The organism is Streptomyces sp. NPDC085931, assembly GCF_044540565.1.
Taxonomy (GTDB): domain Bacteria; phylum Actinomycetota; class Actinomycetes; order Streptomycetales; family Streptomycetaceae; genus Streptomyces.
In genome coordinates this window covers 157,846-173,257 of the sequence record NZ_JBITSK010000008.1, presented here as the reverse complement: position 1 = coordinate 173,257, position 15,412 = coordinate 157,846, and the positions used below count along the sequence as shown (strand labels likewise).

The 15,412-nt window shown below is 71.4% G+C and carries 9 protein-coding genes and 1 pseudogene; 4 read left to right on the top strand and 6 right to left on the bottom strand.

The genetic code is table 11. The annotated features are described in order from the left end of the window. Positions 1–146 precede the first annotated feature (146 nt). Together ACIGAN_RS18870 and ACIGAN_RS18865 are read right to left on the bottom strand one after the other, a co-directional pair. Positions 147–1,049 (bottom strand): tRNA (adenine-N1)-methyltransferase, encoded by a 903-nt coding sequence (locus tag ACIGAN_RS18870; protein ID WP_365090748.1) that lies wholly within the window; start codon positions 1,047–1,049, stop codon positions 147–149. A gap of 133 nt (positions 1,050–1,182) precedes the next feature. Next, positions 1,183–3,093, bottom strand: a complete 1,911-nt coding sequence (locus tag ACIGAN_RS18865) for a site-2 protease family protein (RefSeq protein ID WP_399858834.1) — start codon at positions 3,091–3,093, stop codon at positions 1,183–1,185. 186 nt (positions 3,094–3,279) lie between these two features. Here ACIGAN_RS18865 and ACIGAN_RS18860 point away from each other — a divergent pair. Continuing rightward, positions 3,280–4,309: pseudogene (locus tag ACIGAN_RS18860) on the top strand (RecB family exonuclease). A gap of 14 nt (positions 4,310–4,323) precedes the next feature. Continuing rightward, positions 4,324–4,995, top strand: coding sequence for a response regulator (locus ACIGAN_RS18855; RefSeq protein WP_030606450.1), 672 nt, complete (start codon positions 4,324–4,326; stop codon positions 4,993–4,995). 81 nt (positions 4,996–5,076) lie between these two features. Here ACIGAN_RS18855 and ACIGAN_RS18850 read toward each other — a convergent pair whose 3' ends face one another. The 4 genes from ACIGAN_RS18850 to metH all read right to left on the bottom strand — a co-directional run bounded on the left by ACIGAN_RS18850 (position 5,077) and on the right by metH (position 13,180). Then, the gene (locus ACIGAN_RS18850; protein ID WP_365737057.1) at positions 5,077–6,660 is read right to left on the bottom strand and encodes an ABC transporter substrate-binding protein; all 1,584 of its coding nucleotides are present in this window, start codon (positions 6,658–6,660) and stop codon (positions 5,077–5,079) included. Positions 6,661–6,773: 113 nt separating this feature from the next. Further along, the gene (locus tag ACIGAN_RS18845) at positions 6,774–8,378 is read right to left on the bottom strand and encodes an ABC transporter substrate-binding protein (protein WP_365737059.1); all 1,605 of its coding nucleotides are present in this window, start codon (positions 8,376–8,378) and stop codon (positions 6,774–6,776) included. 409 nt (positions 8,379–8,787) lie between these two features. Continuing rightward, on the bottom strand, positions 8,788–9,489 hold the full coding sequence (locus ACIGAN_RS18840; protein ID WP_365737061.1) for an HAD family hydrolase: 702 nt from the start codon (positions 9,487–9,489) through the stop codon (positions 8,788–8,790). Positions 9,490–9,664: 175 nt separating this feature from the next. After that, the gene (gene metH, locus ACIGAN_RS18835) at positions 9,665–13,180 is read right to left on the bottom strand and encodes a methionine synthase (RefSeq protein WP_399858830.1); all 3,516 of its coding nucleotides are present in this window, start codon (positions 13,178–13,180) and stop codon (positions 9,665–9,667) included. 315 nt (positions 13,181–13,495) lie between these two features. On the opposite strand from metH, the gene ACIGAN_RS18830 reads away from it, so the two are divergent. Both ACIGAN_RS18830 and ACIGAN_RS18825 read left to right on the top strand, forming a co-directional pair. Next, entirely contained in the window at positions 13,496–14,269 is a 774-nt protein-coding gene (locus tag ACIGAN_RS18830; protein ID WP_365090731.1) for an IclR family transcriptional regulator, read from the top strand. A gap of 273 nt (positions 14,270–14,542) precedes the next feature. Then, the gene (locus tag ACIGAN_RS18825) at positions 14,543–15,340 is read left to right on the top strand and encodes an MIP/aquaporin family protein (protein ID WP_365090728.1); all 798 of its coding nucleotides are present in this window, start codon (positions 14,543–14,545) and stop codon (positions 15,338–15,340) included. Positions 15,341–15,412 lie beyond the last annotated feature (72 nt).

Here is a 15,412-nt window from a genome sequence, read left to right as displayed (position 1 = left end):
GGGGGTTGGTGGGGGGGGGGGTCTTATTTGTGGGGGCTCAGTCTCCGGCCCCGGCCGTACAGCGGGGGGGGGGGGGGGGGGGGGGGGGGTGGGGGGGGCCCCCCCCCCCCCCCGGCGCCTGTGCGTTGGGTGGGTGACGGGCCGTCTCAGCGGGCGGTGCCGCCGTCGGCGTTGGGCCCGGCGTAGTCCTCGCCGTAGGCGCCCTTGGCGGGGCGGCGGCGGCGCATGGGCGGCTCGACGCCGTCCGCGAGGCGGCGGGCGGTGAGCAGGAAGCCGGTGTGGCCGATCATCCGGTGGTCCGGGCGGACGGCCAAGCCCTCGATGTGCCAGTTGCGGATCATGGTCTCCCAGGAGGTCGGCTCGTTGAAGCTGCCGATCTCCCGGATGGACTCCACGGTCCGGGCGAGCTGGGTGGTGGTCGCGACGTAGCAGCACAGGATGCCGCCGGGGACGAGCGCCTTGGAGACGGCCTCCAGGCACTCCCAGGGGGCGAGCATGTCGAGGATGACGCGGTCGACGTCGGTGTCGGACAGGTTGTCCTGGAGGTCGCCGACCGTGAGCTGCCAGGCGGGGTGCGGGCCGCCGAAGTAGCGCTCGACGTTCGCCTGGGCGATCTCGGCGAAGTCGGCGCGGCGCTCGTAGCTGTGCAGCATGCCCTGGTCGCCGATGGCGCGCAGCAGGAAGCTGCTGAGCGAGCCGGAGCCGACGCCGGCCTCCACGACGCGCGCGCCGGGGAAGATGTCGGCGAAGGCGAGGATCTGCCCCGCGTCCTTCGGGTACACGACGGCTGCCCCGCGGGGCATGGACAGGACGTAGTCGGGGAGCAGGGGGCGCAGCGCGAGGTAGGCGACGTTTCCGGTGGTGCGGACAACGCTGCCCTCGGGAGCACCGATCAGTTCGTCGTGCGGGAAGGAACCCTTGTGGGTGTGGAAGTTCTTCCCGGCCTCGAGCGTGAACGTGTAGTGGCGGCCCTTGGGGTCGGTCAGCTGAACCTGGTCCCCGACCTTGAAGGGCCCGCGCCTGCGGGCGGCACCGGTCGGTTCGGACATGTGACCAGCCTACCGGCCCCGCGGAGGGCCTCCGACCACCAGGACGGCCACCGGGAGAGCGATCGGGACGGCGACCGGGACGGCCCTCGCGGCCGCAGGCCGGACCGCGACGCGGACCCCCGGCGGCCGGCCGCTAGGACGGCCGGGCCATCGCCTTGACGAAGGCGCGCTCCACGTCCGCCGCAGACAGCACGCCGTAGATCTCGCCGGTGTCCTCCACCACCAGGTACTCGGTCGCGGGGGTGGCGCGCAGCGCGTCGAGGAGTTCCTCGCCGGACAGCTCCGCCGAGACGCGCATGCCCTCCGTGAGCTCCTGGGCGAGGCCGCTGACGGCGACCCAGGGGCGGCGGTGTTCCGGTACGCCGACGATGGCGGCCTCGCGGACCAGGGAGAGGGGCCGGCCGTCGGCGTCGACCACGACCAGGGCGCGGGCTCCGGCGGCGTTGGCGCGGCGCAGCGCCTCGGAGAGCGGGGTGTCGGACTCGACGGGGACCGCGCGGCGGGTGAGGGTGCGGGCGCGCAGTTCCGGGAGGTGCTCGCGCAGGCGGGCCATGCGCAGGCTGTTGCCGGCGCCCGTCCAGATGATCGCGGCGAGGATGGCGGCCAGCAGGGCGTCGAGCACGGTGTCCATGCCGACGTTGTCCACGGCGTCGGAGCCGAGGGCGCCGGACTGGGTGAGCAGCGGCAGGCCGATGAGGACGGCGACGGCGAGGGCCCGGCCGACCCAGGCGGCGGCGATGGTGCCGGTCATCGGCTTGCCGGTGAGCTTCCAGACGACCGCGCGGAGCATGCGGCCGCCGTCGAGGGGCAGGCCGGGCAGCAGGTTGAAGGCGGCCACGATCAGGTTGGAGATCATCAGGCCGGCCAGCAGCACGCCCGGGACGGTGCCGGGGTCCACAGTCTGCAGGGCGGCGTAGAAGAGGCCGGCCAGGACCAGGGAGAGCAGCGGGCCGACGAAGGCCAGCACGAACTCCCGGCCGGGGGTCTCGGCCTCCTTCTCGATCTCGGAGACGCCGCCGAAGAACTGGAGCTGGATGCGGCGGACCGGGAGTTTGAAGCGGAGGGCGGCGACCGTGTGGGCCAGTTCGTGGACGAGCACGGAGGCGTAGAAGGCCACGGCGAAGAAGAGCGAGACCAGGTAGCGGGCGGCGCCGAGCTCGGGCAGCACGCGCTCCAGCTGGCCGCCGAACACCCAGGTGATCAGGGCGGCGACGAGGAACCAGCTGGGCGCGACGTACACGGGCACGCCGAAGGGCCGCCCCATGAGCAGCCCGCCCCGGGGCTCCGGCCGCTGGGGCGCGGGGCCCTTGCCGTCGGCGGAGTGCGCGAGGGGACGGGCGGTGGGGCTGCCGGTGCGGGTGCCCGCGGCGGCCGGGGGTTCGGGGAGGCGGCGGTCCGGGGCGCCGGGTGCCGGATTCGGCTGATCCGCCTCGGGCCGGTGCGCGCCGGGTGCGGGGGGGTTGTGGTCTCCCTCGGGCCCGCCTGCCGTGGTGCCGGGTGCGGGGTGCGGCTTCTCCGTCTCCGGCCGGTGGGTGCCGGGTGCGGGGTCGTGGCGGTCTGCCTCGGGCCCGCCGGCCGGGGTGCCGGTGCGGGGGTCGCCCGCGTAGGCGCGGTCGGGGTGGATGTCGCCGTCGGGGTGCCCACCGGGCCGGGAAGCAGGAGGAAGGTCGGCCGCCGGGGTGCCGGCCGCCGGGGTGTCCGCCACGGGCCCGGACGTCGGTCCGGCGCCCGGCGACGCCGCCGCCGTGGACGGCCCGGGCTCGGCACGGTCCTCCGGCACCGTCTCCGCCGTGGCAGGCCCGGGCAGCGTCCCGGTGTCCGACGGGACGGCGGGCGCCTCAGGGCCGTTCGACGGGGACTCGGCTGTCTCGGAACCCTTCGACGGGGCTTCCGCCGTCTCGGGGCCGGGTACGGCCTCCTGTTCGGGGACGGGGTGTCCGTCGGGGGTGGCCGGGCCGGTGGGACGGGTCGGGGGACCGGAGTGGTGCTCGGCCGACTCGTCGTTGCCGGACCGCGGCTGCCCGCGCCCGCCGCTCTCCTCCACCGGTGTCCCCTCGTTCGAAGCGTCCCCCGCCCGCCGGACGGGAGGGTCTCGAGTCGATGGTATGCGTCCGCCGAGGCGCGTTCCGCCCCGGCACCCCTGTGTTTCCCGTACGTCGACGGTCCCTCCCGGCTTCCCCCACGCCACGCGCCCGGGTCACTGTCAGTGGCGGGCCGTAAGGTCTGTGGCATGGAGACGAGCAGTGAGGGCACGGCGGAGCGCGCGAGCGGCCCCGTCCCGGCGGTGGACGCGGAGGAGACGGCCGTCCGGGCCGTGGCGGAGGCGGCGGCGGAGACGGCCGCCGTCAGCGACCTCGTGACGGGGCCCACCGCCATACCGCCCGCCTCCCTGTCCCCCTCGCGGGCGAGTGACTTCATGCAGTGCCCGCTGCTGTACCGCTTCCGGGTCATCGACCGGCTCCCGGAGAAGCCCAGCGAGGCGGCGACCCGGGGCACGCTGGTGCACGCGGTCCTGGAGCGCCTGTTCGACGCCCCGGCAGCGGAGCGTACGGCGCCCCGGGCGAAGTCGCTGATCCCCGGCCAGTGGGACCGGCTGCGCGAGACGCGGCCGGAGGTCGGGGAGTTGTTCGCCGACGACCCCGAGGGTGAGCGGCTGGCGCGCTGGCTGAGCGAGGCGGAGCAGCTCGTCGAGCGCTGGTTCACCCTGGAGGACCCCAGCCGCCTCGAACCGGCCGAGCGGGAGCTGTTCGTCGAGGCCGAGCTGGAGTCCGGGCTGCGGCTGCGCGGGATCATCGACCGGGTCGACGTGGCGCCCACGGGCGAGGTCCGCATCGTCGACTACAAGACGGGCAAGGCGCCCCGGCCCGAGTACTCCGAGGGCGCCCTGTTCCAGATGAAGTTCTACGCCCTGGTCGTGTGGCGGCTGAAGAACGTGGTGCCGCGGCGGCTCCAGCTGGTCTATCTCGGCAGCGGCGAGGTGCTGACGTACGACCCGGTCCTCGCGGATCTGGAGCGGGTCGAGCGCAAGCTGCTGGCGCTGTGGGAGGCGATCCGGCTGGCGACCGAGACGGGTGACTGGCGGCCGCGTCCGACGAAGCTGTGCGGTTGGTGCGACCACCAGGCGCACTGCCCGGAGTTCGGCGGCACTCCCCCGCCGTATCCGCTGCCGGTGCGCACGGCGGGTGTGCCGGCGCAGCCGTCGGCGGTGGAGGGCGGCTGAGTCCGCGGGGCCCGCGCAGGGCAGAATGGGGCCGGACTAGCGAAGGAGACTTACGTGGCCATCCGCGTCCTACTGGTCGACGACCAGCCCCTGCTCCGCACGGGCTTCCGGATGATCCTGGAGGCCGAGCAGGACCTCGCGGTCGTCGGCGAGGCCGGAGACGGCCTCCAGGCGCTCGACCAGGTGCGGGCCCTGCAGCCCGACGTGGTCCTGATGGACATCCGCATGCCGCGGATGGACGGTGTGGAGGCGACCCGGCAGATCACCGGCCCCGGGCGGGACGGCCCGGCGAAGGTCCTGGTGCTGACCACCTTCGACCTGGACGAGTACGTGGTGGAGGCGCTGCGGGCCGGGGCGAGCGGCTTCCTGCTCAAGGACGCGCCCGCCAACGAGCTGGTGCAGGCGATCCGGGTCGTGGCCGCGGGCGAGGCGATGCTCGCGCCGAGCATCACGCGCCGGCTGCTCGACAAGTACGCCACGCATCTGCCGTCGGGCGACGAGCCGGTGCCGGACACGCTGCACACGCTCACCGACCGTGAGGTCGAGGTGCTCAAGCTGGTGGCGCGCGGGCTGTCCAACGCGGAGATCGCCGCCGACCTGTTCGTCAGCGAGACGACGGTCAAGACGCACGTGGGGCACGTGCTGACGAAGCTGGGCCTGCGGGACCGCGTGCAGGCGGCGGTCTACGCCTACGAGAGCGGGCTGGTGCGCCCCGGGGCGCAGTAGCCACCGGCACCGCGACCCGCCCCTGCCACGGACGAGGGCGCCCCCTGCCGAGCAGGGGGCGCCCTTCCTCACACCCGTGCGTCAGACGTCCTTGCTCAGCTCCCAGAAGCGGAACACGGTCGACGCGTCGAGGCAGTACTCCAGGCCGTAGACGCCGTCGCGGACGACCGCGTACTGCTTGGCCTGCCACACCGGCAGGACGGGCAGTTCGTCGGCGACGATGTCCTGCAACTCCCCGAACTCCTTGTCCGTGGCCGCCCGGTCGGTGAGCGAGGCGGTGCGCGGGATGAGCGAGCCGGTGAGGGTGCTGTTGTCGTAGTTGTTGTTCAGCACGTTGCCCTTGCCGAAGAAGGGGGCCGTGAAGTTGTCGGCGTCCGGGTAGTCGGGGACCCAGCCCTTGACGTAGACGCCGTACTTGCCGGCGGCGATGTCCTTCTCGTACTGGCCGAAGGGCACGGACTTCACGTCGGCGTCGAACAGGCCGCTGGCGTTGAGCTGGCCGGCGATGGCGGTCAGCTCCTGGTCGGTGGCGGGGCCGTAACGCGAGGGGGTCGACCAGAGGGTCAGCTTCACCTTGCCGGTGATGCCGTCCTCGCGCAGCGCGTCCGCCGCCTTGGCCTTGGAGGGCCGGGCGCCGTAGGTGTCGAAGAAGGCGGTGTTGTGGCCCGCGATGCCGGCCGGGATGATCGAGTACAGCGGGGTCGCGGTGCCCTGGTAGACGTCCCGGATGAGGGCCTCGCGGTCGAGCAGGTGGGCGATGGCCTTGCGGACGCCGAGCTTTCCGGCGACCGGGTGGTCCATGTTGAACACCAGGTGCTGGACCTCGGCGCTGCTGCCCTCGACGACCTCGATGCCGGTGCCGTCGTCGGCCTTCTCCATGTCGGCGATGTCGCCCGCGGTCAGACCGCGGTAGGCGATGTCGACTTCCTCGTTTTGGATGGCCTGCTTCAGGGCGGTCTGGTCGCCGTCGAAGAACTTGAGCGTCACGCCGGTGTTCTTCACCTCGGCGGTGCCCTTGTAGTTCTCGTTGACGGAGAACACGGCCTGGTTCTTGTCGATGGAGTCGAGCTTGTAGGGGCCGGAGCCGACGGCCTGGCCGTCCTCGCGCAGCCCGTCCGCGTCGTACGCGCGGTGGTCGACGATGGATCCGGCACCGGAGGCGATCTTGCTGGGGAAGGTGGCGTCGGCCGTGTTGAGCCGGAAGACGACCGTCTTCTCGTCCGGCGTCTCGACCTTCTCCAGCGTGGGGAACATGATCGCGGGACCGTCGGGGTCGTTGATCTTCAGCATGCGGTCGAAGGAGAACTTGACGTCCTTCGAGGTGAGCGAGTCACCGTTGCTGAACTTCAGCCCGTCCTTGAGGGTGCACGTGTAGACCGTGGTCTGCGCGTTGCTGAAGGCGCAGCTCTCGGCCGCCTCGGGCCGGGGTTCGGTGGCGCCCTTGGGGAAGCTGAGCAGCGACTGGAAGACGTTGTTGAACAACAGCCAGGAGCCCGGGTCGTAGCCGGAGGCCGGGTCGGTGGCCAGGACGTCGTCCGACATCCCCACCACCACGTTGGAGCCGTCCCCCGCGGAGTCTCCGCTCTCCGTGCCACAGCCGGTCAGCAGTCCGGAGGCGAGTCCGGCCACGATGGGCAGGACCGGCCACTGGTTGCGTATGTTCACGTGTGTGTGCCTTGTCGTCGGTTCTCGAGAACGCCCGGAGCCTGTCCCCGGCTCCGGGGCACGGTTCCCCGGGGAGCCGCGGTCAGAGGCTCCCCGGGGTTCCATCGGGTCCGTCAGCCGCTCACACCCCGCCCGAGCTCCCACAGCTGGAGCGTCGAGGAGGAGTTGAGGGCGTAGGCGGTACCCGTGATGTCGTCGCGCGCGGCGACGTACTGCTTGCCCTGCCACAGCGGCAGCACCGGTACGTCACTGGCGACGATGTCCTGAATGTCCGTCAGGCTGGTGGAGGCGGACAGCCGGTCCGCCTCCCGGCGGGACTCGGGGATCAGGGTGTTGCGGATGCGGCTGTTGGCGTAGGGCGAGCCGAGGGTGTTGTCCTTGTCGAGGAACGGCGCGAGGAAGTTGTCGGCGTCCGGGAAGTCCGGGAACCAGCCCATGCCGTAGACGTCGTACTCGCCCTTCCTCTCGGCCGGGCGGAACGTGTTCCACGGGGTGCCCTTGATGTCCACCTCGAACAGGCCGCTGGAGTTCAGCTGGTCGCGCAGGACCTCGAACTCCTTCTTGGTGCCGGGGCCGTAGTGGTCGGTGGTGTAGTGCAGCGTGAGCTTCACCGGGGTGGTGATGTTCGCCTGGTTCAGCAGCGCGCGGGCCTTGTCGACGCTCGGTTCGCCGTACTTGTTGAAGAACGAGTTGGAGTGGCCGGTGACGCTGGCCGGGACCAGCGAGTACAGCGGCTCGGCCTGGGAGCCGTAGACCTTGGAGATCAGGGCGCTGCGGTTGACGACCTGGGCCATCGCCCGGCGCACGGCCTTGGACTTCACGCTGGGGGCGTCGGTGTTGAAGCCCAGGTAGCGGATCTCCAGGCCGGGCATCTCGACGAGGTCGACGGCGGTGTCCGCGTCGCCGGAGAGCTTGCGGATCTGGTCCGGCGACATGGCGCGGGTCATCAGGTCGATGTCGCCCTTCTCCAGCGCCTCGCCCATGGCGTCGGCGTCCTTGAAGGAGACCATCTCGACCTTGTCGTTGTTCACCTTGAGGGTCCCCTTGTACTCGGGGTTCTTGGTGAACTCGGCCCGGACCATCTCGTCGTTCTCGACGACGGCCTTGAGGGTGTACGGGCCCGATCCCTCGAGGTCGAAGCCGTCGCGCAGCTTGTTCTTCGGGTAGTCGTCGGGGTTGACGATGCCGGCGACCGGGGTCGACAGCTTGTACGGGAAGGTCGCGTCGGCCGTCTTGAGGTGGAAGATGACCTCGCGGTCGCCCTGCGTCTCGACGGTGTCGATGGTGGACAGCAGGGCGAAGACGCCGCTGTCGGCCTTGAGGGAGAGGGCGCGGTCGATGGAGTACTTCACGTCGGCCGCGGTGACGGGGGCGCCGTCGGCGAACTTCAGACCGTCGCGCAGGGTGCAGGCGTAGCGCTCGTTGCCCGTGTCGGTGAAGCCGCAGCGCTCGGCCGCCTCGGGTACCGGCTCGCCCTCACCGCGCGGCTGGATCATCAGGGTCTGCACCGTCTGGCGCAGGACGTTCCAGGTGCCGACGTCGTAGGCGTAGGCCGGGTCGAGGGGTGCGGGCGCCTCCTTCGAGGCGGTGAACCGGTCCGTGGTGCCGACGACGATCGCGTCGCTGTCACCGCTGCCGCCTCCGGAACCGCCACAGGCGGCGAGCACCGGCGCGAGCAGGCCGACCACGGCCGGCAGCACCAAAGTCTTGCGGTTCATGCTCGAGTTTCTCCAGAGCTGTCGACTCCGTGTACCCGGCATGCAGGGGTGTCGCAGCGGATCACGGGGGTGGGGCGATGTTCTCGCGACGAGATTAGTCCGGCCCGGCAGGAACCTTGGCAGCCACCGGAGTTGGACACCCATCACGCTGCGGAACCGGGCGCGGACGCACCGAAAACCCGACAGTGGAAGCTTTGGTGCAGCCTTCCACCAATCGGGACACAAGGGCACGCCGACGGCCCCCCGGAGGGGGTGCACAGCACACGCCGGATCCGCTGTCGACCCCGGACCGCGTGGGGAACGTCACACACGTAAACCGGTTCGAGGGTACGGGAATTCGGTCATCCGGAGGGGTTCGAATTCACCTGCGGAATTACCACCCTATCCCCGCTGCACGCTGGGTGAACGGCTAGCGCATTTCCGTCATCAGACCGTGCAGAAATGTCAGGTCGATCTCTTCGAGCGAGCTGACGACCGTGCGCCGGTGGGCCGGCTGGATCGGGGCGACGGAGGGCACGGCCACGACCCGGCAGCCGGCGGCCTCCGCCGCGGCGACGCCGGTGGAGGTGTCCTCGATGACGACGCAGCGGGCGGGGTCCGCACCGAGCCCGGCGGCGGCGGCCAGATACGGGTCGGGGTGCGGCTTGGTGCGCGGGACCTCGTCTCCGGCGACCGTCAGCCGGAAGTGGTGCGCGCCGAGCGAGGTGAGCACGCGGTCGATGATGCGCCGGTGCGAGGCGGAGACGAGGGCCGTGGGGATCTCGTACTCGTACAGCTCGGCGAGCAGCCGGCCGGCGCCCGGCATCAGCGGCAGGGCGCGGCCGATGCGCTTCTCGAAGCCGTCGTTGAGCAGGACCGTGAGTTCGTCGAGGGTGATGTCGGCGCCGGTGGCCTCGATCAGGAAGCCCGCGCTGCGGGTCATGGGACCGCCGACCACGACATGGCGCCAGGACTCGTCGAGCGTGTGGCCGAGGGAGGCGAAGACCTCGACCTCGACGTCCCACCAGAAGCCCTCCGTGTCCACCAGGGTGCCGTCCATGTCGAGGAGCACGGCCTGAAGGGCCGACCCTTCGGCCGTCCGGGTACCGAGCGCGGGGACCGTACTGGTCATCCACCTACCTCCTTGAGGGACGATCAGGCCGGCTCCCACGAGGGGAACCGGCCTGCAGTGGACCGACCAGTCTACGTCGTGTCGGGCGGAAGTGCCTCGTTCGGCCGCTGAGCCCCCGGGCACACGGTGTGCACGCGGGGGCGGCGGCGGTACCGGGTGCCCGGCGGGGCCGGGGTCAGCGGGCGTTGAAGTACTTCGCCTCGGGGTGGTGGATCACGATGGCGTCCGTGGACTGCTCCGGGTGCAGCTGGAACTCCTCGGACAGGTGGACGCCGATGCGCTCCGGCTGGAGCAGGTCGGCGATCTTGGCGCGGTCCTCCAGGTCGGGGCAGGCGCCGTAGCCGAGGGAGAAGCGGGCGCCCCGGTACTTGAGCTCGAACATGCCCTGCATCTCGTCCGGGTCCTCCCCGGCGAAGCCGAGTTCGGAGCGCACGCGCGCGTGCCAGTACTCGGCGAGGGCCTCGGCCAGCTGCACGGACAGGCCGTGCAGTTCCAGGTAGTCGCGGTAGGCGTTGGCCTCGAAGAGCCGCGCGGTCTCCTCGCCGATGCGCGAGCCGACGGTGACGACCTGGAGGCCGACGACGTCGATCTCGCCGGACTCCTCGGGGCGGAAGAAGTCGGCCAGGCACAGGCGCCGGCCCCGGCGCTGGCGCGGGAAGGTGAAGCGGGTGCGCTCGTTGCCCTGCTCGTCCAGGATGATCAGGTCGTCGTCCTTGGAGACACAGGGGAAGTAGCCGTAGACCACGGCCGCCTCCAGCAGGTTCTCCGTCTGGAGCCGGTCGAGCAGGCCGCGCAGCCGGGGGCGGCCCTCGCTCTCGACGAGTTCCTCGTAGGTGGGGCCCTCGCCGGTGCGGGCCTGCTTCAGGCCCCACTGGCCCTTGAACAGGGCGCCCTCGTCCAGCCAGCTCGCGTACTCCTTGAGCTGGATGCCCTTGACGACCCGGGTGCCGGTGAAGGGCGGCTTCGGGACGGGGTTGTCGGTGGCGACGTCGGAGCGGACGTGCCCCTCCTCGGGGCGCTCGTCGACGGCGGCCGGGGCGGCGGCCCGCACCCGGCGCTGCTTCAGCTCGGGCAGCCTGGCCCCGGGCACGCCCCGCTTGACGCCGATGAGGGCGTCCATCAGGCGCAGGCCCTCGAAGGCGTCGCGGGCGTAGCGGACCTCGCCCTCGTACAGCTCGTGCAGGTCCTGCTCGACGTAGGCACGGGTGAGGGCGGCGCCGCCGAGGATCACCGGGAAGCGGGCGGCCAGGCCGCGGGCGTTCAGCTCCTCCAGGTTCTCCTTCATGATCACGGTGGACTTGACCAGGAGGCCGGACATGCCGATGACGTCGGCCCTGTGCTCCTCGGCGGCGTCCAGGATCGCCGAGACGGGCTGCTTGATGCCGAGGTTGACGACGTTGTAGCCGTTGTTGGTCAGGATGATGTCGACGAGGTTCTTGCCGATGTCGTGCACGTCGCCGCGGACGGTGGCCAGGACGATGGTGCCCTTGCCGGCCTCGTCGGTCTTCTCCATGTGCGGTTCGAGGTGGGCGACGGCGGCCTTCATCACCTCGGCGGACTGCAGGACGAACGGCAGCTGCATCTGGCCGGAGCCGAACAGTTCGCCGACGACCTTCATGCCCTCCAGCAGGGTCTGGTTGACGATGTCGAGCGCGGGCCGCTCCCGCAGGGCCTCGTCGAGGTCGGCTTCGAGGCCGTTGCGCTCGCCGTCGATGATGCGGCGCTGCAGGCGCTCGTCCAGCGGCAGGGCGGCCAGTTCCTCGGCCTTGCCGGCCTTGAGGGACTTGGCGGTGGCGCCCTCGAAGAGCTGCATGAGCTTCTGCAGCGGGTCGTAGCCCTCGGCGCGGCGGTCGTAGATGAGGTCCAGGGCCGTGCGGACCTCCTCCTCGCTGAAGCGGGCGATCGGCAGGATCTTCGAGGCGTGGACGATCGCCGAGTCCAGGCCCGCCTTGACGCACTCGTCGAGGAAGACGGAGTTCAGCAGGATGCGGGCGGCCGGGTTGAGGCCGAAGGAGATGTTGGACAGGCCGAGGGTGGTCTGCACCTTCGGGTGGCGCCGCTTCAGCTCGCGGATGCCCTCGATGGTGGCGATGCCGTCCTTGCGGGACTCCTCCTGGCCGGTGCAGATGGTGAAGGTCAGGCAGTCGACGAGGATGTCCTCCTCGTGGATGCCCCAGTTGCCGGTGAGGTCGTCGATGAGCCGCTCGGCGATCTCGACCTTCTTCTCGGCGGTGCGGGCCTGGCCCTCCTCGTCGATGGTCAGGGCGATCAGGGCGGCGCCGTGCTCCTTGGCGAGCTGGGTGACCTTGGCGAAGCGGGACTCGGGGCCGTCGCCGTCCTCGTAGTTCACCGAGTTGATCACCGCGCGGCCGCCGAGCTTCTCCAGGCCGGCCCGGATGACGTCGACCTCGGTGGAGTCCAGCACGATCGGCAGGGTGGAGGCGGTGGCGAAGCGGCCGGCCAGTTCCTCCATGTCGGCGACGCCGTCGCGGCCGACGTAGTCCACGCACAGGTCGAGCATGTGCGCGCCCTCGCGGATCTGCTCGCGGGCCATCTCCACGCAGTCGTCCCAGCGGCCCTCCAGCATGGCCTCGCGGAACTTCTTCGAGCCGTTGGCGTTGGTGCGCTCGCCGATGGCCAGGTAGGAGGTGTCCTGGCGGAACGGCACCGACTGGTAGAGGGACGCGGCGCCGGGCTCGGGCCGCGGGTCGCGCTCGGGCGGGGTGACGTCACGGACCCGCTCGACCAGTTGGCGCAGGTGCTCGGGGGTGGTGCCGCAGCAGCCGCCGACGAGGGAGAGGCCGTAGTCCCGGACGAAGTTCTGCTGGGCGTCGGCCAGGCCCTCGGGGTCGAGCGGGAAGTGGGCGCCGTCCTTGGTGAGGATCGGCAGGCCGGCGTTGGGCATGCACAGCAGCGGGATGCGCGAGTGGCGCGTGAGGTAGCGCAGGTGCTCGCTCATCTCGGCGGGGCCGGTGGAGCAGTTCAGGCCGATCATGTCGATGCCGAGGGGCTCCAGCGCGGTCAGGGCCGCGCCGATCTCGGAGCCGAGCAGCATGGTGCCGGTGGTCTCGAAGGCCATCGAGCACAGCAGGGGCACCTCGACGCCGGTGGCCTCCATGGCCCGGCGGGCGCCCAGGACGGACGCCTTGGTCTGCAGCAGGTCCTGCGTGGTCTCCACGATCAGCGCGTCCGCGCCGCCGGCGAGCAGGCCCTCGGCGTTGGCCTGGTAGCCGTCGCGGATGGTGCCGTAGGTGATGTGGCCGAGCGTGGGCAGCTTGGTGCCGGGGCCGATGGAGCCCAGGACCCACCGGGTGCGCCCGTCCCGGGCGGCGAACGCGTCGGCCGACTCGCGGGCGATGCGGGCGCCGGCCTCGGACAGTTCGTGGATCCGCTCGGAGATCTCGTACTCGGCCATGGCCGAGTGGTTGGCGCCGAAGGTGTTGGTCTCGACGCAGTCGACACCGACGGCGAAGTACGCGTCGTGGACGGAGCGGACGATGTCCGGGCGGGTGAGGTTGAGGATCTCGTTGCAGCCCTCGAGATTCTCGAAGTCCTCCAGCGTGGGGTCCTGCGCCTGGAGCATGGTGCCCATGGCACCGTCGGCCACGACCACACGGGTGGCCAGTGCCTCTCGGAGGGCGGACACACGGGTCCGGCTGTCTGCGGAAGGGGTCGGCGGCAACGAGGCCATGAAAAGGGCTCCCTCGGGTGCGACGGCTGTCGGCTATGCGGCTTCCCGGACGTCCGGCAGGGCATCCGGGGACGGGCGCACGGCGCCAGCGTAACCGGGAGTCGGCTTGGATGGGCAGCGCGTCCACGGGACGGACGCGCCGGTGCCGTCCCGGCGGTCCGGCGAGGCGGGGAGGACGGTTCGGCCGGAGACGCGCAACAAATGGTGACCGGGCATTAGCGAGAGGTCGGCAACGACCGGTAGTGTTCGACATTGCCGAACGAGGGCTGCGGGCCCCGCATGTCGGCGGTCGAAGGGGACGGAGGCAGTACGGCGATGGCACGGAACATCCAGTCGCTCGAGCGAGCGGCCGCGATGCTGCGGCTGCTGGCGGGCGGCGAGCGGCGGCTCGGCCTGTCGGACATCGCCTCGTCGCTGGGCCTGGCCAAGGGCACCGCCCACGGCATCCTGCGCACCCTCCAGCAGGAGGGCTTCGTCGAGCAGGACGACGCCTCCGGGCGCTACCAGCTGGGCGCGGAGCTGCTGCGCCTGGGCACCACCTACCTGGACGTGCACGAGCTGCGGGCGCGCGCCCTGGTGTGGACCGACGACCTGGCCCGTTCCAGCGGCGAGAGCGTCTACCTGGGCGTGCTGCACCAGCAGGGCGTGCTGATCGTGCACCACGTGTTCCGGCCCGACGACAGCCGGCAGGTGCTGGAGATAGGGGCCATGCAGCCGCTGCACTCCACGGCCCTGGGCAAGGTGCTGTCCGCCTACGACCCGGTGGCGCACAGCGAGGCCCTGGAGGCCGACCGCAAGGCGTTCACGGACCGGACGGTGTGCGAGCCGGAGGAGTTCGAGCAGCTCCTCGACGTCACGCGCGCGCGGGGTTACGCGGCGGACGTGGAGGAGACCTGGGAGGGTGTCGCCTCGCTCGCGGCGCCCATCCACGACCGGCGGCGGATGCCGGTCGGCGCGGTCGGCATCACCGGCGCCGTGGAGCGGCTGTGCCGGCCCGGCGAGGAGCGGGCGCTGCGCCCCGAGCTCATCGCGGCCGTGCGGGACTGCGCCCGCGCGGTCTCCCGGGACCTGGGCGCCGGGCGCTTCTGACGCCACACGACGAGACCGGGGCGCCCGACGGCGTCCCGGTCCTCGGCATGTCCCGGTCCACCCCCGTGCTCACCTGCACGAAGATCCACGGACACGGGGCGATCAGTAACGATCGTGTTTTGGACTACACAGCTCTTGACGTGCTCGTAACGCCGAAGCAAGACTCCCGTCCATCGGTCGACATTGTCGAACAGCTACCGGCAATACGCGCTAGAGTGTGACAACGCCAGGCCGGTATCGAACTTCCCTGGACGTAGGACAAAGGAGTCGCGGGTGTCCAGCTCCGACATCTTCATCGGCGAGACCATCGGTACCGCCATACTCATCCTCCTCGGCGGTGGCGTCTGCGCCGCCGTCACGCTGAAGGCTTCCAAGGCTCGTAACGCCGGCTGGCTCGCCATCACCTTCGGGTGGGGCTTCGCGGTGCTCACGGCGGTCTACACCACGGCGCCGCTCTCCGGCGCCCACCTGAACCCGGCCGTCACCCTCGCCCTCGCGATCAAGGACGGCGACTGGGGCAACGTCCCGGTCTACTGGGCCGGACAGCTCCTCGGCGCCATGATCGGCGCGGCTCTGGTCTGGATCGCCTACTACGGTCAGTTCCACGCGCACCTCACCGACCGCGAGATCGTCGGCGGTCCGGGCGCGCAGGACACGGCGGCGGCCAAGGCCGTCGAGGCCCGGGAGCGGGGCGCCGGCCCGGTGCTGGGCGTCTTCTCCACCGGCCCCGAGGTCCGGGTCGCCTGGCAGAACGTCGCCACCGAGATCATCGGCACGGTCGTGCTGGTGCTCGCCGTCCTCACCCAGGGCCTGAACGACAAGGGCAACGGCCTGGGCACCCTGGGGGCCCTGATCACCGCGCTCGTGGTGGTCTCCATCGGCCTCTCCCTCGGCGGCCCGACGGGATACGCGATCAACCCGGCCCGTGACCTCGGTCCGCGCATCGTGCACGCCCTGCTGCCGCTGCCCAACAAGGGCGGCTCCGACTGGGGCTACGCCTGGGTCCCCGTGGTGGGTCCGCTGATCGGCGGCGCCATCGCGGCAGGCATCTACAACGTCGCGTTCGCCTAGGAGTCCGACGTCGCGCCCGACGCGAAACTTCCAGCAGGCGCCGTACGTAAAGCCCCTCGAACCCGGAATCAT